The sequence below is a fragment of the Methylomonas subterranea genome (assembly GCF_024505185.1).
In the GTDB taxonomy this organism is placed as follows: domain Bacteria; phylum Pseudomonadota; class Gammaproteobacteria; order Methylococcales; family Methylomonadaceae; genus Methylomonas; species Methylomonas subterranea.
Map to the genome: position 1 here is coordinate 1 of NZ_JANIBJ010000046.1, position 22,461 is coordinate 22,461.

The following is a 22,461-nucleotide window of genomic DNA, read 5'->3' on the forward strand; positions in this document are numbered from 1 at the left end:
TCGATTTTTTACTTTCAGAGTAACGTTCATGAAGGCCTGGCAATCACCCCGGCAGATGAACGTCAACGGCGTTATGTCGTTAGTTTTTGAGCGGTTGACACGTGACTTTCAGAGTAACGTTCATGAAGGCCTGGCAAACACCCGGCATATGAAAGTCAACGGCGTTATGTCGTTAGTATTTTGGGCGGTTGACACCTGACTTTCAGAGTAACGCTCATGAAGGCCTGGCAATCACCCCGGCAGATGAAAGTCAACGGCGTTATGTCGTTAGTATTTTGGGCGGTCGCCGCGTGACTTTCAGAGTAACGTTCATGAAGGCTAGGCATCGCCCCGGCAAATGAAAGTCAACGGCGTTATGACGTTAGTATTTTGGGCGGTTGCCGCGTGACTTTCAGAGTAACCCGGAGGGAGGAACGGAAGGCGGAAGTTATCGCGGGCGGATTCATTAATCCAAAACCCTGGCATCGGGCCGCGAACGGGCAATCGCTCGATGGATTGCCTTGGTTCTTGCGGCATCAAGCGTTCGGTTCGGGCTTGTGCTGGTGTAAAAAAATTTCGAATTCGGCGGCGGGCAGCGGCTTGCTGGCGATGTAACCCTGGTAAAAGTCGCAGTTGCGGCTGCGTAAAAAAGCCATTTGCGCCGGGGTTTCTACGCCTTCGGCTATCACTTGCATGCGCAGGGTTTTGGCCATGGCGATGATGGTGGCGGTAATTTCCATGTCGTCGTTTTGCATCGGAATGTCGTCTATAAAGCTTTTGTCGATTTTCAGCACGTCCAGCGGAAAGGCTTTCAAGTAAGCCAGCGAGGAATAGCCGGTGCCGAAGTCGTCGATGGCAAGATGGACACCCAGTTCGTGCAGGCGGTTTAGAATATCGATGGCTTCCTTTTCCCGCTTCATCAGGGCGCTTTCGGTCAATTCCAATTCCAGATAATTGGCAGGAAAGCCGGTTTCGGCCAGGGTACTGGCGACAATGGCGCAAATATCGCCATGCATGAACTGGGTAGGGGACAGGTTTACCGCAATCCGCAGCGGCGGCAGGCCGGCATCCAGCCAGGCCTTGCCTTGCCGGCAGGCTTCCTGTAAAACCCAGCGGCCCAGGCCGGCTATCAGGCCGGTTTCTTCCGCGATGGGTATGAATTTCAACGGTGGGATTAATTCGCCGCTGTCGGTTTGCCAACGTATCAAAGCCTCCACGCCGACGATTTCGCCGCTGCCGATTTTCAGTTGCGGTTGATAAAACAGGCGGAATTCCTGGTTGTCCATGGCCCGGCGCAAGCGGAATTCAATGCCGATGCGTTCGCGGGCCGCCAGGGTCAAGGCCTCGGAAAAATATTTAAAGCAATTACGGCCTTCATTTTTGGCCTGATAAAGCGCCGTATCGGCGTGCTGCAACAATTCCACCGGTGTGTCGCCGTGTTCCGGATACAGGGCAATGCCGATGCTGGCGCCGACTCTGACTTCGTTGCCGTTGCTCAATTGCCAGGGTTCGTTGACGCTGGCGATAATGTCGGTGGCAATGCGGGCGGCGGTTTCAGGCTGGGCCAGATCCTCCAGCAGCACGACGAACTCGTCGCCGCCCAGCCGGCAGACGGTGTCGCTGGCCCGTAAACGCGCGCTGAGGCGTTCGGCGACCGATTGCAGCAGGTCGTCGCCGGCCAGATGGCCGAAGCTGTCGTTAACGTCCTTGAAGCGGTCCAGGTCCAGCATGACTATCGCCAGCTGGGTTTGCTGGCGTTGGGCCTGCGAAATGCTGTGCTGCAGGCGCGACATCAGCAGCATGCGGTTGGGCAGTTTGGTGAGCGGGTCGTGGTGGGCTAAAAACTCCAGTTCCTGCTCGGAGGCTTTCAGTTTGGAAATGTCGGCAAACACCCCGACATAATTGCGGATTTCGTCCGCGGCGTTTTTGACCGTGCTGATGCTCAATAACTCGGGATAAAGTTCGCCGTTTTTACGCCGGTTCCAGATTTCGCCCTGCCAGTAACCGGTTTGGTTGATTTCTCGCCACATGGCGGCGTAAAACTCTTCGGGGTGACGGCCGGAATGCAGCAGCTTGGTGCTTTTGCCGAGGACTTCGCTTTGGCTGTAGCCGGTAATTTCGCTGAAAGCCCGGTTGACTTTTTGAATGATGCAGTTGGCGTCGGAAATAATCATGCCTTCGCGGGTGGTTTCAAACACGGCCGCCGCTAGACGCAGGTAATCCTCGTTGCGCTTGATCTCGCTGATATCGGTGACCGTGCCGATATAACCCAGCAGGCGGTTCCCGTCGTCGTATTCGGCTTCGGCTCGCCCCACCACCCAGCGGAGCGGGCCGTTTTTGTGTTGAAAGCGGTATTGGCTGTAGAAGGGGGTCTGGGTCCGCACCGCAAGCTGCCATTCTTCGACAACGCGCCGTCTATCCTCGACGGCAATCGACTCGCCCCAGCCATCGCCCAGCGCGGCGGCGCTATCCAGGCCGCTGATGTCGCACCAGCGCTGGTTGACATATTCGCATTTTCCAAGCGCGTCGGTCTTGAAAATACCCACCGGCGCCAGTCTGGCCAGGGTCTGAAACAGGGTTTCGCTCTGCCGCAGGGCCATTTCGGCGGCCTTGCGGGCGGAAATGTCGCGCAGGCCGATCGCATAGGCTGGCTTGCCTTCCCATACCAGCGGCGCGGCGCGCATCTCGGCCCAGGCAAAGCCGCTGGGTCTGATCAGATTGATATCCTGCGGTGCCGAAGTGTCGCCGGTAATGGGAATGGCCAGGGATTGGCCGACGATGGTCGGACGTTCAAACAATTGTTCCGCGGCCTGATTGGCGTACAGCACCAAGCCCTGCCTGTCGACCACCAGAATGCCGTCGGCTATGGTATCCAGGATCAGGCTAAGCCGATTCAGGGTGTCAACCATTTTGCAAGTGATTTAGATGATGATGGTCTGCACACCCGTGCCTTGGGTCTGGGTGGTGATGGCGGCCATCACCGATGAAACGCGGGATAAATCGCCCAGCAGCTTCAAGACCGGTTCCGGAATATCCCGCACCAGCATCGGGGTGGCGAACACCTCCTTTTCCAGGGCTTTTTCCGGCATGCCCAGCACTTCGATGACGTCGAACACCCAATGACCGGGCTCGTAAATGTTGGCCAGCAAGGCGCTGATTTGCTCGACCATGCGGCGGGTTTCAGTGTTCAACGACACCACATACAGGGTAAGCACCAGTTTGTGATGATTGGCGCGACGGGCTTCGTGCGATTTCGCCACATGCACCACCTGGGCGATGTTGCGGATTTGCGCCGCCGACAGGGGTTTGCTGGCCAGTTCGAATTGCAGACCTTCGTCATGGGCGGATTTAAGCTGCTCCATGAATTCGGCGGCAAAGGCGGTAACGATATAGACATTGAGGGTCGGGGCTATGGTCTTGAGCTGGCGCAGGGTTTCCACGCCATCCATGCCGGGCATGCGCAGATCCAGGAATACCAGATCGGGCGTTTCCCGCCTGACCATTTCCAGGCCTTGCGGGCCGTTTTCGGCTTCGCGCACCAGATAGCCTTCTTCTTCCAGTATCAGTTTAAATGCGCCTCTGACGGCCGGGTCGTCGTCTATTACCAGGATGTTGTTTAACATGGGGGTTTACTCAAAGCAGTGCGAGATGGATGCGAATTGCTCGCAATTATCCAGGGTATTGGGTTTATTAGCTATCGAAAATGCGGAAATTGAGACGAATGCGGCAGCCCGCGCCCGCCTGGCTTTCCATGGCTATCGAACCGCCGCTGTCCTGCATCAGCCGGCGGGTGACCGACAAGCCTAAGCCGGTGCCCTTGCCGGGTGGCTTGGTGGTAAAAAACGGGTCGAATATGCGGTTTTGCAGGTCCGGGGCGACGCCGGGGCCGTTGTCTATTATCGAAACCGTCACGGCTTGCCGGTCGTGGCCGGCCGCAATCTCAATTTTTGCTTGCGCGGTGTCGGCCAAGGCGTCGCGGGCATTGATCAACAGATTCACCAGGATTTGTTGCAGGGATTCCGCCGCGCAGAGAATGGGCGGCAGGTCTGCGGGGATGCGGATTTGGACTTCGATGGCCGCTTTGCGCAATTCGCCTTCCAGCAGCAGCAGGGTTTGCTCCAGTACCTCGGCGAATGAACAATGTCCGCTGGGGGCGGCTTTTCCGCGCATGAATACCAGCATGTTGGAGACGATTTTTTTGATGCGCAAAATTTGCTGCAGGGCCTGAGCGAGAATTTGTTTGGATTTGGCATCGTCGGTGCGATCGTGAACGAACTCCACAAAATTCATGATGCCCATTAAGGGGTTGTTGATTTCGTGCGCTACTCCGCCCACCAGCGTGCCCATGGCGGAGAGTTTTTCCATTTGCAACATCTGTTCCTGGTTTTCCTGCAATTGCAGATAAGCCAGGCGGGTTTGTTCCAGCAGCCGGGCGTTTTCCAGCGAAATGGCGGCCTGGGCGGTCAACAGTTCCGTCATGCTGATTTTTTCCGGGGTGAACACGCCCTCGGCCAGACGATTTTCCAGATACAGCAGGCCGATGAATTCGGATTGCTTGATGATGGGCAGGCATAATACCGAGCGCAATTTCAGGGTTTGCACTTCGGCGGCGTTTTGAAACTCGGCGCTGTTCAGCGCATCGTGCAACACCACTTTTTGCTGGGTACGTTGCACATAATTTACGATGGCCCGGCAAATGCCGCGAGTGTTGCCGAAGGGGTAGGCGTGTTTAAGGGCATGTTGTTTTTTGCCGGCATGCTGTTCGGCGCTGATCAGCAGCTCACCGTCATGCGGGATCAGTAAATACCCGTGTTGCGCGGCAGAGCTTTCCAATACCACCGCCATAATTTTTTGCATCAACTGGTTTAAATCGATTTCCGCCGACAGCGCCAGGGCCGATTTCATCAGGTAGTTGATATCCAGGCTGGGCAAGGTTTCATGCGAAACCTCATGATGGTTGGCTCGGCGCGCCGTGTCTCGAGCGACGTAAGGGTGCCGCTCCTGCAGGCTGTTGTTTTTGGTGTCCGCCCGGCATAGCCGGTAGTGGCGGCGGGCTTCGCCGTAGTAGAGCTCGGCGTCGCCCAGTTCATGCTGGCTTAGCAAATCGGCCAACATTTCATAAAGATGTCCGCTCAACAGACCGTAGTCCTGCGTCAACGACAGGGCGATGGCGTCGAAATACAGATTTCGGGCCTCCCGGTAAAGACCTTGCCGCAAGGCGATTTCCGCACGCACGAAGGCCAGATAGGGTTTTAATAAGGGCCCCAATGCCGCCCAGGTTTCCAGTTTGCTCAGCAAGGGATTGATTTCGGCGTCGATTTCCGGCCAGTCGAGTTTTTCCGGCTGGCGCAGGCGAATCAGGATCTTGAACACAACCCATAGCCGTTTCAGCACGTTGTCGGTCATGCCGTGCAGGTAGTCTTCCACCTTGGCCAAGGCCCGAGCCGCCGCCTGGTAATCGCCTAAAAAATAATGGGCAAAGCCCAGTAACGCAAAATAACTGCCGGATGCGGCTACATAGTTATCGCTCGCCCAACGCCGCAGGGTTTCGGTCATATCGACGGGCCGGTAATCTGCTTTCATCGGCCGCACCCAGCCGGCCAGCACCGCTTCGGCCAGTCCCACCGAAAACGACAACTGGTTCTTGCGGGAGAACTGCAGGCATTCTTCCGCCGCCTCTTCCAGCCAGCGCAGGTTTTTTCCCTGTGCCATCAGATTCCACATCAAGGGGCCGTAGGACAGACCGGCGTTGTAGAGGTCGCCGCAATTTTTGCCGCACTGTATGCCCTTGTGGGCGTAATCGACGATTTCCGCCGGGTGGCTGCGGCTGTGCATATTGCACCAGACGATGCCGTTCATGCCGCGGGTGGCGCCGAAGGTATTGGGGTATTTGGCGCACAGGTCATGGGCCAGATCCTGGTATTTAAAGGCTTCGGCGTAACGGCCCTGTTCGCCCAGATTCAGGCCCATGATGGAAAAGGAATAAATCACCGATTCGTCCATGCCGCCCCGCAGGCAGTGCAGGGTGGATTGGGCCGCCGACAGATACAGTTGCGGCACCAGTCCGCACATATACAAGTCGGGAATCAGCTCGCTGTAAAATGCCAGCTCGATCTTGCTTTTGCGTTCCCGGGTGAACGGCATATTCAGAATGGCGTGCCAGACGTCGCCCTGCTGTTCTATCAGCGCCATCAGCGCCAGCATGCGCTCTCGGGCCTTTTCGGGGTCTTGGGGGATGGCTTTGTCGAAGTAGGCCAGCCCCCGGTTGGCGGTTTCTATTGCCATGTTGAAGTTGCCGAAGGATGACAGCGAGGTGGTTTGATCCGCCAGGGCTTCGGCTTTATCCATATCGCTGACCGCATGCTCGATCAAATGATTGAGCAAGCTTTCCGAGCGCTCGTAATGCCCTCGCATCAAGTTGGTTTTGGCCAGTCGCTGATGAATTCGGAAGCTGAGTTCGTATGCGGTTTCCCAGCAGCTGTCCGGCAGGTTGTCGTGGGCTTGCAGAAAGAAATCGTTGGCCGCCTCTCCGGCCAGCGCATCCAGGGCTTTGTTGCCGGCGTGGTAGTTGATGTCCACCAGCCAGTAAATCGTGTCGATATCCGGCTGCGCCGGCCGGCCCTGATTGAGGTGGGTGGCAATGGTGAACAGGTTGTCGAGTTGTTCCAGGTCACTGCCGGCCGCCACCGCTCCCAGCAGCCGATTGCCGATACGCCAGTGGATGGCCGGGCGGGCCTGGTTGTCGACTTGGCGCAGTACCGCCTCTTGCACCTTGTCGTGCACGAATTGCAGATCGGTCTTGTTTTCCAGCAACAGACTCAGACTCAACACCGGTTTTAGATCTTCGAACAGTTGTTCGATACCGATATCCATCACCAGCGAAACGTCCGCGGCGGTAAAGCGGTTGCCCATGCAGGCGCAATGGTTGAGGATGTAGAGAGTGTTGGCCGACAATTTTTTCACCTTGGCGCTGAACAGTTCCACCACGCTGGCCGGCATCCGGGTATCGCGGATGCGTTGCATGTCCCAAATCCAATGCTGCGCTTGGTCCGTGCTCAACAGGCCTTCGTTGTGAAGCCAGGCCAGACTCTCGCTGACGAACAGTGGGTTGCCTTCGGTCAGCTCGGCGATGAACTGCGCCAGTTGCGCGGTGGCTGTCAGGTCCGAGTCCAGAATGTAAGCCACCATTTCGTGGCAATCGTTAGCGCTGAGGGCTTCCAGGCGAATTTCCGCCAAGGGCCCATCTCGGTCCTGGACGGCGCGGATCAGTTTGCTCAGGGGGTGGGCGGCATCGACTTCGTTATGCCGGTAGGCGCCGATGAAAAACAGATAAGGGTGTTCGGCGTGGTTGGCAAACAGGTTTTGCAGAAAGTCGAAGGTGGCGGTGTCGCACCATTGCAGGTCGTCGATAAACAGTACCAGAGGGTTGTTCTCGCTGGCCAGACAGGCCAGAAAGCGGCCGAACAGATTGTTGAAGCGATTGCGGGCTTCCACCGGCGGCAACTGCGCGGGTTCGGCTTGCGGGCCGATGATGAATTCCAGTTCAGGCACCACGTCGACGATCACGCCGCCGTGGCTTTCCACGGCTTCCAGAATTTTGTGTTTCCACTGCTCGACCTGGTCGTTGCTTTCGGTCAGAAACGTGCGGATCAAATTGCGCAGGGCCTGTATGAAGGAACTGTAGGGAATGTTTTTTTGATATTGATCGAATTTGCCGGAGGTAAAGTAGCCGCGATTTTTTACCAGCGGTTTTTGCAATTCCTGGATCAGGCGGGTTTTGCCGATGCCGGACAGGCCGGAAATGAATGCCGAGCGAAATTGCCCGGACATGACCAGCTGGTATTCCCGGTGTATCGAAGCACTCTCGGCCTGCCGGCCGACCATTTTGGAGACAAAAATCACCCGCCGGCCCAAGTCGTGCTGGCAGATGCTGAAGTTGGATATTTGCCCGGTTTGGTTGAACTCCGTTTGACAGCGGCTTAAATCCGCCAGCAAGCCGGAAGCGCTCTGATAGCGTTTTTCCGGTTGTTTCAGCGTGAGCCTGTGTATGATTTCCGCCAGGATATGGGGGACCTTGTCGTTGACCTGGTCGATTGCCAGGGCTTCCTCGGCCAGATGGGAGTGGATCAATTCCAATGGATCGCTGGAAAAAAACGGCAGCCGGCCGGTCAAGAGTTCGTACAGCACGATACCCAGGGAATATAAATCGGTGGAAAAATCCACCCGGTAATTGATGCGGCCGGTTTGTTCCGGCGAAGTGTACGCCAGCGTGTTGCGGACGAATGCCGGGTCGTAAATAAAATGGCTGACGTCGCGTATGTCCAGCGGCGTTATAAAGTCGGTCAGCCTTATGCTCAAGGTATCCGGCTGTATCAGTATATTGTGCGGTTTGACGCCGCCGTGGGTAATGCCGGCGTCATGCACGGTTTGCAGGGTTTCGGCCAGGGCTTGGGCCACGCTGAAAAAATCGTTCAGATCGATGCTGTGTTGTTGATCGGCCCAGGTGTTTAGCGTTTGGCCGCCCAGCCAGGGTTGCACGATGAATTGATGATCCTCGCTGCTTTCCAGCGCCAGCGGCGTGCAGACACGCGGGTCGTGCAAGACTTTCAAACGTTCGACTTTTTGCCGCAGGTGCCTGGATTGATCCTCCCAGCTGGATAGCAGTTTCAGACATTTGATCACCAGGGGATAATCGGGCACGTGTTTGTGAAATCCCTTGAAAACGATGGCCTGCAGGCTTTCGCCCAGTTTTTCGGTTAACACATAGTTGCTTAAGCGCGGAGCATCCGGCAACTGAGTGTTTTGCTGCTTATTTGCCATCATCTGAAAATCTGCCTTGGAACGCGGACGGGGTGAGTCATGGTAAAGCGATTTTTAGGGCAAAACCAGCCGTTGTACTGCTTTATAATCCCGGCTTCATCGATAAGTTAAGGAGATAGCCATGGGTGCAATGACTTCGAATATGCTGCCGCTAGGCACGCCGGCGCCGGATTTTTCGTTGCCGGATACCGTCAGCGGTCAACAAATGAGCCTGCGGGAGTTGAAGGGCCAGCGCGGTACGTTGGTGATGTTTATCTGCAATCATTGTCCGTATGTGCTGCACGTCAAAGCCGAACTGATTGCCATTGCCCGGCACTATGCCGAATTGGGTGTTTCCACGATTGCGATCAGCGCGAACGACATTCAAAACTATCCGCAGGATGCGCCGGACAAGATGCGGGCCCTGATGGCCGAGTGGGGTAACCCGTTCGCGGCCTACCTGTACGACGAAAGCCAGACGGTGGCCAGAGCTTATCAGGCGGCCTGTACGCCGGATATTTATCTGTTCGACGCCGATCTGAGCTGCGTGTATCGCGGCAGGTTGGACGGCTCGACACCCAAGAACGACGTACCCTTGACCGGAGAGGATTTGCGCCAGGCGCTGGACGACCTGCTGGCCGGACGGCCGCTCAATCGGGAACAACTGCCCAGCATAGGCTGCAACATCAAATGGAAACCGGAAGATGTTTGAAACATTCAAGCGCGCGGCCAAAACCTTGGTGCTGGCGCTGTCGCTTGCCGCGGCCAATGGTTGCGGCGTCGAAACGGTCAAGCCCGATGATTCCGCGCGGCGCCTGCATCATCTGGTGCTGATCTGGTTGAAGCAACCCGGCGATGCGGCACTCAGGCAGCGTTACATCGACGAAAGCAAGGCCTTGGCCGAATTGCCCGGAGTGTTGGCTTACCATATGGGAACGCCGGCCGCCGTGCGGCGCGGACGTGCGAGTAAGGCAGTGGACGACTCCTACGATGTGGCGATTGCCGGCGTATTCGAAAGCCGGCAGGCGTTTGAGGCGTTTTTAAACCATCCCGAGTACCTCCGCGTTGCCCAGCAAGTCTTGCGTCCCTTGGTGGAGAGTTACCGGGTTTACGATTTCGTCGAATGACGAAACCGCCTTGATTTTGCAGGAAGTGCCGAAAAGTCTGCGGTTGACGTCCGGGATATTCCTGGTAGATTTTTCCCGTTGCGAGGCAGCAGGAGTTTAATCAAGTGTCCCATTAACAACGATGGGTTCCCCACCCTAAACATTAAGAAAAAATAATGATAAAAATAAATATGCCTTTGATGTTTTTCTCGACCTTATTTTTCATCCATCAACCCGCGCTGGCATTGTCGGACATGCAAATGCAGGAGAAAGTCCTGAAAACGCGCGAATCGACCTCCCAACAGCATATGGACCACTCGGCCCATGGCAAGGAAAACGGTCAAAGTCAGGAGTTTCGTGGCGTGTTCTACGGATTTTTACCGTGCGCCGATTGCGACGGTCTGAAAATGACTTTGTCCCTGAAGCAGAACAACAATTACCTGCTGGTGAGTCAGTATGCAAAAGAATCGTCCAGGGAGTTTTACGAAAAAGGCAAATACACTTGGGATGAAAAGACCGGAATGGTGGTATTGACGCCGCGCAAGCAGGCGGCCATTAGACAGTTCCGTATTGCGGACGAAGGCACTTTGATTCAGCTGGATGGCAAGGGCGCGCCCATGCCTGGCGATCAGGAAAGCTATACCTTGCGCAGAAGCGATACGGTTAAGTCTCGGCAAGTGCACATTCATTAAGAACTTAGCCAAACCAATCCCGCTCATGCTCGGCGTGGGAAGCGGGAGAAACGCGGGTAGTCGTAGGAACTGCCCGCGTTTGGGTTGTTATACGGTATAGGTACTGGAAGCCGTCTTGCCGCCGTGGCCGGTCCAGTCGGTATGAAAAAACTCGCCGCGCGGCTTGTCGATGCGTTCGTAGGAATGGGCGCCGAAATAATCCCGTTGCGCCTGTAGCAGATTGGCCGGCAGCCGTTCGCTGCGGTAGCCGTCGAAATAGGCCAGCGCGGACGAGAAGGCCGGCGTGGGAATGCCGAGTTGGATGCCCAGAATCACCGCCCGCCGCCAGCCGGCTTCTGCTTGTTTCATGGCATCGATGAAGAAATCCGCCAGCAGCAGATTTTCCAGATCCGGGTTTTTGCTGTAAGCCTGCTTGATGTCGTTCAAGAACTGGCTGCGGATGATGCAGCCGCCGCGCCACATCAAGGCAATGTCGCCGTAATTCAGGCTGACTTTGTATTCCTTGGCCGCTTCTCGCATCAAGCGGAAGCCTTGCGCATAGGAAATGATTTTGGAGGCATACAGGGCTTGGCGTATGGCCTCTATCATGGCGGGTTTGTCGCCGCTGAAACTTGCGGCGGGTTTGGGCAATACCTTTGCCGCTCTGACCCGCTCGTCTTTTTGCGCGGACAGGCAGCGGGCAAATACCGATTCGCCTATCAAGGTCAGCGGAATGCCCAGATCCAGCGCGTTGATGCCGGTCCATTTGCCGGTGCCTTTCTGACCGGCGGTATCCAGTATGCTGTGCAACAGGGGTTGGCCGTTGTCTTCCTTGTAGGCCAGGATGTTGGCGGTGATTTCAATCAGATAGGAGCTCAGTTCGCCTTGATTCCACTCGGCAAAGATCGCCTGCATTTCGTCGGTGCTCAAGCCCAGGCCTTCCGACAACAACTGGTAGGCTTCGCAGATCAACTGCATGTCGCCGTATTCGATACCGTTATGCACCATTTTGACGTAATGGCCGGCGCCATTGTCGCCCACCCATTCGCAACAAGGATCGCCGTCGACATGGGCGCTGATGGCCTGGAAAATCGGCTTGACTGTCGGCCATGCGGCTTTGTTGCCGCCGGGCATAATCGACGGGCCGTGGCGGGCGCCTTCCTCGCCGCCGGAAACGCCGGTACCGATATACAGCAAGCCTTTTTCGGTCAGATAGGCGGTGCGGCGGTCGGTGTCGGTAAATAGCGAATTGCCGCCGTCGATAATGATGTCGCCCGGCGATAGCAGCGGCAGTAAATCCTCGATATATTGATCTACCACCGAACCGGCCTTGACCATCAACATGACTTTGCGCGGCGTTTCCAGGCTGTCGACCAGCTCCCGCAATGAATAGGTGCCGACCACCTGGCTGCCTTGTGCGGGGCCTTCCAGAAATTCGTCCACCTTGCTGGTGGTGCGGTTGTAAACCGCTACCTTGAAACCGTGATCGTTCATGTTCAGCACCAAATTTTGGCCCATGACTGCCAGGCCGATCAAGCCGATGTTTGCTTTCATAATTGTCTACCTTGGTCGTTGTGGATGCTTGGATTTTACACGTTAGCGCGGATATACACGCCAGTAAATCATTGCGTGATTAAGTGCGATCTTGTGTTTGTAAAACCGAATTCGATGCGGGCAGCATGCGGCTCAAGGTGTTGTCATGTTGAACATAGTGATGAAACAACGTGGCCAGGACATGTAGGCCAATCAGGTAATAACCGATTTCGCCGACGGTTTCGTGAATTTCCTTAATGAACTTGGCCAGTTCCTTGTCTTCGGTTATCAGGGCGGGTAATTCCAGGCCGAAAAACGGAATCGGTTTGCCAGCCGCGCTTAACATCAACCAACCCAGCAGCGGCATGGTTATCATGAACAGATACAACAGCAAATGAACCAATTTGGCGGAGGCCTGTTGCCAACCCGGCGGCTGCGGTGTAATCGCGGGCATCGCGCCAAACAGACGCCAGCCGATACGCGGCAAAACCAGCAGCAATATCGACAAACCTAACATGAAATGCAGGGCTTTCATCGCTTCGCGCGGATCGGAACCCTTGGGAAACAACTCGCGCAGTTCAATGAAAGCGTAGACGGCAAGCATTAACACCGCCATCAGCCAGTGAATCGCAAGAGTTCCGATGCTATAGCGGTCGTTTATATTTCGTGTTTCCATCGACAGGCCTCCAATTTATTTTATAGCATAGCAGCGTGTACCGACATAACACAGCTGAACGCGTTTGGCGTTGAGAATTGGTATGCGGTGCATACCCGTGACTTTCTTGGATTCAGATAGTGTTGAAATTCCGCCAGACTGGTTTGGTTGATGTACTTGAATTTACAGGTTTAAATTCTCTGGCCAAAGAAAATAAGGCCCAAATCTTGGACTCATACGAAATTCGCCTCCAACTTCTTTACCTTTTGGGGTAAGGTAATGTTTACCATCCCTGATTTCTAAATGATCGGTAGCAACCAATTTTTCGATTAGTTCGTTTGTTTTAACTCCGAGTTTTTGCGCGAGTTTGGACGAGGTAAGCTTATCAGTCGATTCTTCAGTTTCAGATTTTGTATCGGGTTTGTTCTCGGCTTCGGTTGTTACACGTTCGAGAGAAATCCGTACTTCCTCACTGATACGAATAATGCGTTGAGCCTCTTCATATGCGTCTTTATAAAGCTCGGCGTCATCGGATCGGCGAATTAAAACGCCCATTTCGTTGTTGTTGACTTGGCTGAATTCATAAAGGTTAAGGCTAGTGATGATGCAAAGTTCTTCATTGAGGTAACACTTTGCATGCAGATTTTTACAGAAGCTGGTGCGGATGTAAGTGAGTTCCTTAAGCCAGTTTATTTCTTCGGGTTGAAGTTCACTTTTGCCATAGACAATACGAACATCAATTTTAAGACGGTTTTTGTCAGCGAGAAGCTCTTTCATCCTGTCGTTAAGCTTTAGGAATGGGCTAATCAGAATCAATCTGTCTTTGGCTTCTTTGATTAACTCTTCGAGAAAGTAATTGGTTGCGCTGGTGTTAAGAAATTTTGCCATGATGAATTTTCCATATCACATGTAGGGTACGCATTGCGTACCCAAGATAAAGCAGCCTATTTTTTCAACGCCGCCGCTCCCGCCGCCCGGCGAGTGATTTCGGCCCAATCGCCGGCATCGACCAAATCCGCCGGGGCCATCCAGGAACCGCCGACGCAGGCAACATTGCTCAGCGCCAGATACTCGGGGGCGTTTTTCGGGTTGACGCCGCCGGTGGGGCAGAAGGTGACTTGCGGCAACGGGCCGCCGATGGATTTCAGCATCGGAATGCCGCCGGCGGCTTCGGCGGGGAAGAATTTCATGGCGGTTATGCCTTTTTCCAGCAAGCGCATGACTTCGCTGGGGGTGATGACGCCGGGTAGGAGAGGCACGCCGCAGCCCAGTCCCGCGTCCAGCAAACTAGGCGTGAGGCCGGGACTGACGACGAATTGCGCGCCGGCATCGATGGCTTGCCGCAGGGTTTGGGTGTTGATGATGGTTCCGGCGCCGACGATGGCATCCGGTACTTCTCCCTTGATGCGGCGGATGCATTCCAGGGCTACCGGGGTACGCAGGGTGATTTCCAACACCTTCAAGCCGCCCTCGACCAAGGCGCGCGCCAGCGGCACGGCTTGTTCGATTTGGTTGATGACCATCACCGGCATTACGGGTGAGGTGTTCATGACTTGATGGATGGTAACTGACATAAGTAGCGTCCTGGTGATAAATGAAAAATAAACGGGCTAAAAACTGGCTTTTAAAAAGCGTATATCAAACGTAAGCCGGTTTGCAAACCGGTTTTCCGCGCTTCATATTGAGATAATCCAACGCCCAACTGCAAGCTGGTGTGACTGGCGAAGTCCAGATGAATTTGCGGCATCACTAAATAATTCCATTTTCCATGGCTTTTAAATTCGCTATTGAATTCAAGCCCCAACGTGACTTTTTGCGAATAATCGTAGAACCAGGCGCTGTTGAACAAGCCGGAAAAGGTGCCGGCCGGGTTGAAGTCGTCCCGGCGTAGCCCCAGCATGTTCAAGGTGGAAAATTGGTCGGCCAGTCGCAGGCCGAGCAGATATAGCGAATCCATTTTGTAACTGCCGTGCTCGCGGTCGTAATATCCGATAAGCTGCCAGCCATGGATGGCGCGCCGATCGAAGAATCGGCCCATCGTGCCTTGCAAAGCCAGTTTATAGGATTCGATCCGGCTGTTTTGCATAGGCAGCTCGAATTCAATCGCCAGATTGTCGCGTATGCCGATCTCGAATTCCGGCGCCCATTCCGTGTGGGCTTGCGCGGGATCCCGCATTACCAGCGTGTTGATTTCGACTTCGCCTTGCTTGACGCCAAGCGGCCTGATCAGATCGAACACCATGGGTTCGGGGATGTGCGGGTTTTCACTGCTCAGTGCGGTATCGCCCTCCATATCACCGTTCAAATCGGTTTCATCGATGTGTGCCTCGGTCGTGGCGCTGAAGCATATCCATATAAGCGCCAAAAAAAAGGACTGCCGATAACGACTACGCATGGTTCGACTCGCTGGTGGTTTGCAAACGCTTATTGTCCCGGCTTGAGGCGATTAAGTTGGCATCGAACGCGTTCGCCAAGCTGAAACTTTTAATCGACGAAAAACAAATTGGTGGCGCCGGTTTCCGCCGTGGACGCCTGCGCGCGCATGGCACCGAACAGTTCGCGGCCGTGACCGAAATGGTGGCCGGTAGCATGATTCGGTTCAGCGACGCGGGCCTCGAATTCGGCGGGGTCGACCTGGACATTCACTTCGCCGGTCTGGGTGTTCAGCACGATGATGTCGCCGTCGCGGACTTTGGCCAACGGGCCTCCGTCTATGCATTCCGGCCACATGTGAATCGCAGAGGGTACCTTGCCGGAGGCGCCGGACATGCGGCCGTCGGTGATCAGGGCCACATGAAAGCCCCTATCCTGCAACACGCCCATGATCGGCGTCAGCTTATGCAGTTCCGGCATGCCGTTGGCCTTGGGTCCCTGGAATCGCAGCACCACGATAACGTCTTTTTCCAATTCGCCGCGTTTGAAGGCCGCCACCACATCCAATTGGTCGTCGAACACCATGGCGGGCGCGGTGACGACCTGATGTTTTTCCGCCACGGCGGAGATTTTGGATACGCCGCGGCCCAGGTTGCCGTGCATCACGTGCAGACCGCCGCCGGCCGCGAAAGGTTGTTCGACGCTGGCGATAATGTCGGGGTCCAATGATTGTTCGGGGCCCTCCACCCACTGCAATTTTCCGTTGATCAGCGTGGGGACCTCACTATATTGCGCCATGCCGTGTCGATTGCCGACAGTCAGAATGTCGCCATGCAGCAAGCCGTGTTCCAACAGCTCTCGAATCAACAGGCCCATGCCGCCGGCGGCATGGAATTGGTTGACGTCGGCCGGACCGTTCGGATAAATCTTGGTCAACAGCGGAATCACTTTGGACAGGTTGTCGAAATCGTCCCAGTTGATGATGATGCCGGCGGCGCGGGCGATGGCGATCAAGTGTATGGTGTGATTGGTCGAGCCGCCGGTGCTCAGCAAGCCGATGATGGCATTGACGATGGCTTTTTCATTGACCATGTGGGCGATAGGCCGGTAGTCGTCGCCTTGCGCGGTAAATTTCAATACTTGCTTGGCGGCGGCCATGGTCAATTCGTCGCGCAACGCTGTGTAGGGATTGACGAAAGAAGCACCGGGCAGATGCAAGCCCATGATCTCCACCATCATCTGGTTACTGTTGGCGGTGCCGTAGAAGGTACAGGTGCCGGGGCTATGGTAAGCCTTGGATTCCGACTCCAGCAGTTCTTTTTCGCCGATCTTGCCTTCGGCGAATTTTTGCCGGGCGCGGGATTTTTCCTTGTTGGAAATGCCGCTGGTCATCGGTCCGGCCGGCACGAATACCGCCGGTAAATGACCAAAGCTCAAGGCGCCGATCAACAGGCCGGGGACGATTTTGTCGCAGACGCCCAGATACAGGGCGGCGTCGAACATGTTATGGCTCAAGCCGATGGCGGTGGAAAGAGCGATGACGTCGCGGCTGAACAGCGACAACTCCATGCCCGGCATGCCTTGGGTGACGCCGTCGCACATGGCCGGCACGCCGCCGGCAAACTGGGCCACGCCGCCGGCTTCGCGCACGGCCTGCTTGATCAGGGCCGGATAGTGTTGATAGGGTTCGTGGGCCGACAGCATGTCGTTATAGGCGGAAATGATGCCGACATTGGCTTTGACGGCATGCGCGAGTTCGTCTTTTTCAATTGCCGAGCAGACGGCGAAGCCGTGGGCCAGATTGGCGCAGGGCAGGTTGGTACGTTGAGGGCCGTTGGCGATGGCGGCATCGATGCGGGCGAGATAGGCGGCGCGGGTTTCACGACTACGTTCGATGATTTGCGCGGTAACTTCTTCTAATACGGGGTGCATGTAAGGCTATCTCCGGAGATATGCGGGTGTGAGACACGCGTGAAAACGGTCAGAGTGGTTCGGGTAATTCGATGGGATTTTTTTGCGGTAGTTGATAAGCGACTTCCGTGGTTTCGGAAGCGTCCGCGCCTTCCGACAGGTCTTCCGGTCCGCTGATGGCTATATCGGGCTCGGGCGTTGGCGCGGCGGCCAGTGTCATGTCGGTGGGTTGCGATTGCAAAAACATCATGGGGGCAATGGTTAAAAACAGCAGGCTGAAGGCAAGCATGGCCTGCTTGGGCCAGTCGACGTTCGCGGACAGGCCGCCGGCCTGAATGGCTTTTTTCCAGGGTTTTCCATCCAGCCAGTTCAACAGCCGCGCGCTCAACAACATGATGCCGATACCGGCAAGGTTGACCCAAATGCTATTGAGCCAATCGATCTGGCGGCCATCCAAAACAACGCCGCCCAGGAAAGACAGGCAGGTGCCCAGCATGAAAATCGGCAGAGACTGCTGGCCCATGGCAATAATCGGACGGGCCCAGTTAGATTGCAGAAAAGCCGAATATTTGCGGGCCAGATTGCTGATCAAATACACCATGGCCAGAAAATGCAGATAACGCAAAACACCCAGATGACCCTTGTTCAGCAGGGGTTCCCACTGTTCGCGGAAGGCGGCAAACCAAGGCAGGCGGCTGTAGCCGTAGGCATTTTCCAGCGGGTAGCAGAATATCGCATAGGCGAGGCAAATGGTCGCCAAGGCGGGATTGAAGCGCGGAATCGGCAGCCAGCCGCTGCTGAAGGCGAAGCCGGTGAAAAAAACCAATTGCCAGCAAAACGGGTTGAAATACCATGCCTTGCCGGTGACGGGGTCGGCGGTCAATTCCCAGCCAAAATAGTGGGCGCAGGCATACAGGGCCACGGAAAACATCAGCGCCAGCGCGACATGGACTCGGGAAAGCGCCCAGACCATGGGCAGCCAAAGCATAATCACCAGATACATGGGCAAAATGTCGATGAAATTGGGCACGTACTTCAGACTGACTAAGGCCAACAAGGCTTCATCGGTGTGTTCGAAAAAATAATGCAGATTATCCAGCTGCCATTTGGCTCCGTCGGCATTGAAAGCTACCACGGTTACCAGCAATACGCTCATCAACAGGAACAAAACGATATGCGCCAGATAGATTTGAGCGCAACGAAACAAAACTCGCACTGAACCCAGGGCGAGGCCGGCCTGTTGAAAACTGCGGCCGAACGCGATGGCGGCGGCGAAACCGGACAGGAAAACAAAGGTTTCGGCGGCGTCGCTGGGCCCAAGCCTGGAAGGCGTATAGGCAAACCAGGGATTGAACGGCATGTGATTGATGAAAATAATCATCAAGGCCAAGCCGCGAAAGAAATCCAGCTGCAAATTACGCGATGATGGTGTCAGGTCATTGGATTTCATGGTGTGCCCCGGTTGATTGAATGCGGATAGGATGATATTCGCCGCTTAAATGATGCTGAAGAGTGGCCGGAAAATCGGCTGGCGCCTCGCGTTGTTGCGGTTTGGCCCCAGCCGTTTTCGGTTTTCCGCCTTAAGGCGCCCAATACAGTTCGACCGGTACCTCTTCCTGATGCAGCAAGCCCCGAATCGGCATATCGCTCACCGGGCCGGGTTTTTGGGCAGCGCTGAATACCGCCAGCTTGTCTTCCCCGGTAAATAGAATGATCACTCGCTCGGTTTTAAGTAGGGCGGGCAAGGTTAGGCTCAAGCGCTCGGTATTTGCGCCGGTGACTTCGCTTTGCGTGGCCGTGATGGCCGTTGTCAGCTGGTCATTGTCCGGATTCAACGCCTCGGCCAATCCCTTCGCGTTTGGAAATAAAGACGCGGTGTGCCCGTCCGGACCCATGCCAACAATGGCCAGACTGAACGGTTGCGGCAGTTTACGGTAATTGGCTTCTGTTTCGGTTTGGCCGGCAGCGGCGGTTTTGGCCGAATTTTTCATGCCGGTAAATTCGGCCAATTTAGCATTGTTGATCAACAGCGTGCGTCTGATCAGCGCTTCGTTACTGGCGCCGTGGTCTTGATCCACCCAGCGTTCGTCCACCAAGGCGATCTTGATTTTTTTCCAGTTCAATTCGGTTTTTGACAAGGCTTCATACAAGGGTGCGGGTGTGCTGCCGCCGGACACCAGCAAGGTGGCGCTGCCGTGTTTGCTGAGCGCTTCGGACAATACATCCTGACATTCCGCCACCAAGGCGGTAAATAGGTGATGATGCTGTTCAAAAAAGAATTCTTTAACCATGGTCGTTATTCTCTCAATAAGGATGGTGTTGGTTATTCTTCCCAGGCGCGCCCGTCGCGCGCGAGTAATGCCACCGACGCAACCGGCCCCCAATTGCCGGCCGGATAAGGCTTGGGTGGGGTATGGTTGTGTTGCCAGGCGTCCTGGATCGAATCCACCCAGATCCAGGCCTGCTCGATTTCCTCGCGGCTCAAAAACAGCGTGGGGTTACCCCGTAGCGCTTCCAAAATCAGTTTTTCGTAGCCGCCGAAGATACGATTTTTCTTGAAGGTTTCCGAGAAACTCAAGTCCAGTTTGGTTTGTTGCAATTTGATATTGCCGTCTATACCCGGAATTTTATTCAACATCATCACGTCCACCCCCTCGTTGGGTTGCAGGTGGATTACCAGCTTGTTGGCGGGTAATTCGTAAAAGCTGTCTTTAAAAATATTGTGCGGCAGGTTCTTGAAGTTGACCACGATTTCGGTGCGTTTGTTCGGCATGCGTTTGCCGGTGCGCATATAAATGGGTACGCCGGCCCAACGCCAGTTGTCGATATCCACCCGAATCGCCACAAAGCTTTCGGTGGTGCTGCCGGTATTGGCGCCTTCCTCCTCAAGATAGCCCGGTACCGCGTTGCCCTTGATGAAACCGGCGGTGTATTGGCCGCGCACGGTTTTTTCATCGACATTGCGAGAGGTGATGGGCCGCAGGGCCTTGAGCAGTTTGATCTTCTCCATGTGTATGCTTTCCGCGGACAGATCGGCGGGCGGTTCCATGGTGACAAAGGTCAGAATCTGCAACAAATGATTTTGCAGCATGTCGCGCAGTTGGCCGGTCTTGTCGAAATAATCCCAGCGGCCTTCGATGCCGATATCTTCGCCGACGGTGATCTGGATGTGATCGATATTGTTGTGATTCCAGCTGGTATAGAACAGAGAGTTGGCGAAGCGCAGAGCCAGCAGGTTCAGCACGGTTTCCTTGCCCAGGTAGTGATCGATGCGATACACCTGGTCTTCATGGAAAACCTGAGCCACCACATCGTTGATTTCCTTGGATGATTTCAGGTCGTGACCTATGGGTTTTTCCATTACCATGCGGGATTCGGCGTTCAACACCCCGCTGCTATGCAAGCCGTGGCAAATCTTTTTGAACAGCATCGGCGATACGGCAAAGTAATTCACCATCACCCGTTTTTCGGGGTCGACGGCGGCGTTGAGCAATTTGTATTGTTCGGGCTCGGTCAGGTCTATTTTCAAATAAGACAGCCGCCGGGCGAAACGTTGCCAAACTTCAGTGTCGATTTCGTTGTTCAAAAACGACTGCAGGCTCTTATGGGCAATTTCGACGAAGCTGGCGTCGGTTTCCGCCAGCCGGTCGACGCCGATGATGCGGGTATCGGCTTCCATCAGATTGTGCTTTTCCAAACGATACAGGGAAATCAGCAGTTTGCGCTTGGATAAATCGCCCAATGCACCGTAAATCACCAAATCGCAGGGTTTGAAATCAGGGGTTTTTGTCATGTTATCAGTGTCGAAGCAAAAATAAACGGCAGCTGTTAAGCGGCGATTATCAGGGCTGATGGAGTAAAAATCCCGCTATTATAGTGTCCTGAACGTTTGACAAACAAGGCGCTTCGAAGCTTTCGGCATTAATTTCGATCCGGAACGGACGGTATACCGATCAGGGAAAGGTTTCGGTGCCGTAGCGAAATATTTCTAGGGTGTCGGACCAATAGTCGGCCGGCAAGCCGGCTTTTTGTTTCAGATGGCGCAAGAACTGCACCGGATCGGCTAATTGTTCCCATACCGATGGCAAGAACGTGCCGCGCCGATAACCTTCCCGCAGAATCAAGCCGTCGATGCCGGGTCGCAGTTGGCCGATCAGGTCTTGCTCGGAAGAAAAATCGATGGCTTCGGCGGCGCTCAGGATGGAAAGATGCACGTCGAGATCAGGATATTCCCTTTCGGACAGCGGCGGAAAACGCGGATCGCGAAAGGCAGCGGCGTAGGCATTTTCGACGATGTCCAACGCCAGGGGGCGGGTGGCTTCCAGCATGCCGATGCAGCCGCGTAGCTGTCCATGGCGCTCCAGGGTCACAAAGCTGGCGCGTTTTTGAGTCAGGGCCGCTTCGTATTGTTGCAGAACCAGCGTCAGCGGCCGGCCGGTCCGCAGACCCTCCTGAATGGAGGCTCTGGCCAGTTTCAGCAGTTCGGCTTTCTGATGATCATTCAACGACATAGGCACCATAACCCACCACCCGGTATTTGTCGCCGGCGGTATCGCCGGAGTTTCTGAGGTCTATGGTTTTGATAGACAGCGATTTTTCCTTGGCCAGTTTCAACAGGCCGGCGACCGGTACTTTGCCGCATGCCGCTTCCGAGTCCAGAGCTTGATAATTCAGCGACTCGATCGAGTCGCTGGTGCGTCGGTCCAACTTTTGCGCGGTGGCGTAATCGTGATAATGGCTCAAGTCCGAGCTGATGACGATCAGGGTTTCCTTGCCGCCCCAGAGTATGTCCAATACCTGGCTGACTTGATGCGGGCTTGCGTCGCCCGCCACAAGCGGCACCAGCTTGAAGTCGCTTAAAGTTTGCTGCAAAAACGGCAGGTGCACTTCCAGGCTATGCTCCAGGGCATGCGCCTGATCCAGATAGCCGACGAACGGAAGATGTTGCAGTAGCGCGATAGCCGAATGATCGACGGCAATGCCTCCCAGCGGAGTGCTGAAGATTTCGGCGCTGCTGACAGCCAGGCCACGAAAGGCCACTCGGTGAGAAGGCCCTATCAGTACCACCCGGCTGATGCGGTCCCGCGCGCTTGCCAATCGCGCATAAGCGCTGGCGGCGATGGGTCCGGAATAAATGTAGCCTGCATGTGGCACTATGATGGCTTTAGGAGCGGGGCCGTCGGCGGGACGATCCAACAAATCCCTCAGCATATGGCTCAAGACGGCGGCGTCCGCCGGATAAAAGCTGCCGGCAACGGCGGGTGCTCTGTTCATGACCTTTACCTCCTCGTAAATGCCGCTGCATTTTTATATGCTGTTTTGCCGTCGATATGTTACAACAATCCCGCCGGACGAACGGGAAAAATTACGCCGGTTTTTAACGGCGGATCAATCGTTTAGCTTTATTATTCCGCCTGTTCCGTCGTTATCTTGC

The 22,461-nt window shown here is 55.2% G+C and carries 18 protein-coding genes; 4 read left to right on the top strand and 14 right to left on the bottom strand.

The window, feature by feature from the left end; translation table 11 throughout:
• Positions 1-199 (top strand): hypothetical protein (locus NP590_RS18205; RefSeq protein ID WP_256604101.1); only part of this gene is annotated, 199 nt, incomplete at its 5' end.
• 316 nt (positions 200-515) lie between these two features.
• On the opposite strand, the gene NP590_RS18210 is transcribed toward NP590_RS18205, so the two are convergent.
• The 3 genes from NP590_RS18210 to NP590_RS18220 all read right to left on the bottom strand — a co-directional run bounded on the left by NP590_RS18210 (position 516) and on the right by NP590_RS18220 (position 8,802).
• A complete protein-coding gene (locus tag NP590_RS18210) occupies positions 516-2,888 on the bottom strand; it encodes a sensor domain-containing protein (RefSeq protein WP_256604102.1) in 2,373 nt (790 codons plus the stop codon).
• 12 nt (positions 2,889-2,900) lie between these two features.
• Positions 2,901-3,602 (bottom strand): response regulator, encoded by a 702-nt coding sequence (locus tag NP590_RS18215; protein WP_256604103.1) that lies wholly within the window; start codon positions 3,600-3,602, stop codon positions 2,901-2,903.
• Between the two features lie 67 nt (positions 3,603-3,669).
• Positions 3,670-8,802, bottom strand: coding sequence for an AAA family ATPase (locus NP590_RS18220; RefSeq protein ID WP_256604104.1), 5,133 nt, complete (start codon positions 8,800-8,802; stop codon positions 3,670-3,672).
• A 118-nt stretch (positions 8,803-8,920) separates the two neighbouring features.
• On the opposite strand from NP590_RS18220, the gene NP590_RS18225 reads away from it, so the two are divergent.
• The 3 genes from NP590_RS18225 to NP590_RS18235 all read left to right on the top strand — a co-directional run bounded on the left by NP590_RS18225 (position 8,921) and on the right by NP590_RS18235 (position 10,576).
• Complete coding sequence (locus NP590_RS18225; RefSeq protein ID WP_256604105.1) at positions 8,921-9,490, top strand: thioredoxin family protein; 570 nt, start codon at positions 8,921-8,923, stop codon at positions 9,488-9,490.
• Positions 9,483-9,905 (top strand): Dabb family protein, encoded by a 423-nt coding sequence (locus NP590_RS18230; protein ID WP_256604106.1) that lies wholly within the window; start codon positions 9,483-9,485, stop codon positions 9,903-9,905. Before NP590_RS18225 ends, NP590_RS18230 begins: the two co-directional genes overlap by 8 nt.
• Positions 9,906-10,060: 155 nt before the next feature.
• Positions 10,061-10,576, top strand: coding sequence for a copper resistance protein NlpE (locus NP590_RS18235; RefSeq protein WP_256604108.1), 516 nt, complete (start codon positions 10,061-10,063; stop codon positions 10,574-10,576).
• Positions 10,577-10,663: 87 nt separating this feature from the next.
• Here the strand turns inward: NP590_RS18235 and gnd are convergent, their stop codons facing one another.
• The 11 genes from gnd to amrB form a co-directional block, all read right to left on the bottom strand.
• The gene (gene gnd / locus NP590_RS18240) at positions 10,664-12,109 is read right to left on the bottom strand and encodes a decarboxylating NADP(+)-dependent phosphogluconate dehydrogenase (RefSeq protein ID WP_256604110.1); all 1,446 of its coding nucleotides are present in this window, start codon (positions 12,107-12,109) and stop codon (positions 10,664-10,666) included.
• Positions 12,110-12,188: 79 nt separating this feature from the next.
• Positions 12,189-12,764, bottom strand: a complete 576-nt coding sequence (locus NP590_RS18245; RefSeq protein WP_256604111.1) for a cytochrome b — start codon at positions 12,762-12,764, stop codon at positions 12,189-12,191.
• Between the two features lie 162 nt (positions 12,765-12,926).
• Positions 12,927-13,631: a phospholipase D family protein gene (locus tag NP590_RS18250; RefSeq protein WP_256604113.1), complete on the bottom strand. Its 705-nt coding sequence runs from the start codon at positions 13,629-13,631 to the stop codon at positions 12,927-12,929.
• 56 nt (positions 13,632-13,687) lie between these two features.
• Positions 13,688-14,317 (bottom strand): bifunctional 4-hydroxy-2-oxoglutarate aldolase/2-dehydro-3-deoxy-phosphogluconate aldolase, encoded by a 630-nt coding sequence (locus NP590_RS18255; protein WP_256604114.1) that lies wholly within the window; start codon positions 14,315-14,317, stop codon positions 13,688-13,690.
• A gap of 50 nt (positions 14,318-14,367) precedes the next feature.
• Entirely contained in the window at positions 14,368-15,138 is a 771-nt protein-coding gene (locus NP590_RS18260; protein ID WP_256604115.1) for a hypothetical protein, read from the bottom strand.
• 89 nt (positions 15,139-15,227) lie between these two features.
• A complete protein-coding gene (gene edd, locus NP590_RS18265) occupies positions 15,228-17,048 on the bottom strand; it encodes a phosphogluconate dehydratase (RefSeq protein ID WP_256604116.1) in 1,821 nt (606 codons plus the stop codon).
• Between the two features lie 49 nt (positions 17,049-17,097).
• Positions 17,098-18,477, bottom strand: a complete 1,380-nt coding sequence (locus NP590_RS18270; protein WP_256604117.1) for an OpgC family protein — start codon at positions 18,475-18,477, stop codon at positions 17,098-17,100.
• A gap of 130 nt (positions 18,478-18,607) precedes the next feature.
• Positions 18,608-19,318 (bottom strand): 6-phosphogluconolactonase, encoded by a 711-nt coding sequence (pgl, locus tag NP590_RS18275; RefSeq protein WP_256604118.1) that lies wholly within the window; start codon positions 19,316-19,318, stop codon positions 18,608-18,610.
• 32 nt (positions 19,319-19,350) lie between these two features.
• Entirely contained in the window at positions 19,351-20,820 is a 1,470-nt protein-coding gene (gene zwf, locus NP590_RS18280; RefSeq protein WP_256604119.1) for a glucose-6-phosphate dehydrogenase, read from the bottom strand.
• Between the two features lie 160 nt (positions 20,821-20,980).
• Positions 20,981-21,538: an AmmeMemoRadiSam system protein A gene (gene amrA / locus NP590_RS18285; RefSeq protein WP_256604120.1), complete on the bottom strand. Its 558-nt coding sequence runs from the start codon at positions 21,536-21,538 to the stop codon at positions 20,981-20,983.
• A complete protein-coding gene (amrB, locus tag NP590_RS18290) occupies positions 21,525-22,301 on the bottom strand; it encodes an AmmeMemoRadiSam system protein B (RefSeq protein ID WP_256604121.1) in 777 nt (258 codons plus the stop codon). The genes amrA and amrB overlap by 14 nt, the downstream gene beginning before the upstream one ends.
• Positions 22,302-22,461: the final 160 nt, after the last annotated feature.

Coding starts and splice junctions, on each gene's coding strand:
- NP590_RS18210 (WP_256604102.1), bottom strand. CDS start 2,888: ATGGTTGACACCCTGAATCGGCTTAGCCTGATCCTGGATACCATAGCC.
- NP590_RS18215 (WP_256604103.1), bottom strand. CDS start 3,602: ATGTTAAACAACATCCTGGTAATAGACGACGACCCGGCCGTCAGAGGC.
- amrA (WP_256604120.1), bottom strand. CDS start 21,538: ATGTCGTTGAATGATCATCAGAAAGCCGAACTGCTGAAACTGGCCAGA.
- amrB (WP_256604121.1), bottom strand. CDS start 22,301: ATGAACAGAGCACCCGCCGTTGCCGGCAGCTTTTATCCGGCGGACGCC.
- NP590_RS18220 (WP_256604104.1), bottom strand. CDS start 8,802: ATGATGGCAAATAAGCAGCAAAACACTCAGTTGCCGGATGCTCCGCGC.
- NP590_RS18245 (WP_256604111.1), bottom strand. CDS start 12,764: ATGGAAACACGAAATATAAACGACCGCTATAGCATCGGAACTCTTGCG.
- NP590_RS18270 (WP_256604117.1), bottom strand. CDS start 18,477: ATGAAATCCAATGACCTGACACCATCATCGCGTAATTTGCAGCTGGAT.
- edd (WP_256604116.1), bottom strand. CDS start 17,048: ATGCACCCCGTATTAGAAGAAGTTACCGCGCAAATCATCGAACGTAGT.
- pgl (WP_256604118.1), bottom strand. CDS start 19,318: ATGGTTAAAGAATTCTTTTTTGAACAGCATCATCACCTATTTACCGCC.
- zwf (WP_256604119.1), bottom strand. CDS start 20,820: ATGACAAAAACCCCTGATTTCAAACCCTGCGATTTGGTGATTTACGGT.
- NP590_RS18230 (WP_256604106.1), top strand. CDS start 9,483: ATGTTTGAAACATTCAAGCGCGCGGCCAAAACCTTGGTGCTGGCGCTG.
- NP590_RS18260 (WP_256604115.1), bottom strand. CDS start 15,138: ATGCGTAGTCGTTATCGGCAGTCCTTTTTTTTGGCGCTTATATGGATA.
- gnd (WP_256604110.1), bottom strand. CDS start 12,109: ATGAAAGCAAACATCGGCTTGATCGGCCTGGCAGTCATGGGCCAAAAT.
- NP590_RS18255 (WP_256604114.1), bottom strand. CDS start 14,317: ATGTCAGTTACCATCCATCAAGTCATGAACACCTCACCCGTAATGCCG.
- NP590_RS18235 (WP_256604108.1), top strand. CDS start 10,061: ATGATAAAAATAAATATGCCTTTGATGTTTTTCTCGACCTTATTTTTC.
- NP590_RS18225 (WP_256604105.1), top strand. CDS start 8,921: ATGGGTGCAATGACTTCGAATATGCTGCCGCTAGGCACGCCGGCGCCG.
- NP590_RS18250 (WP_256604113.1), bottom strand. CDS start 13,631: ATGGCAAAATTTCTTAACACCAGCGCAACCAATTACTTTCTCGAAGAG.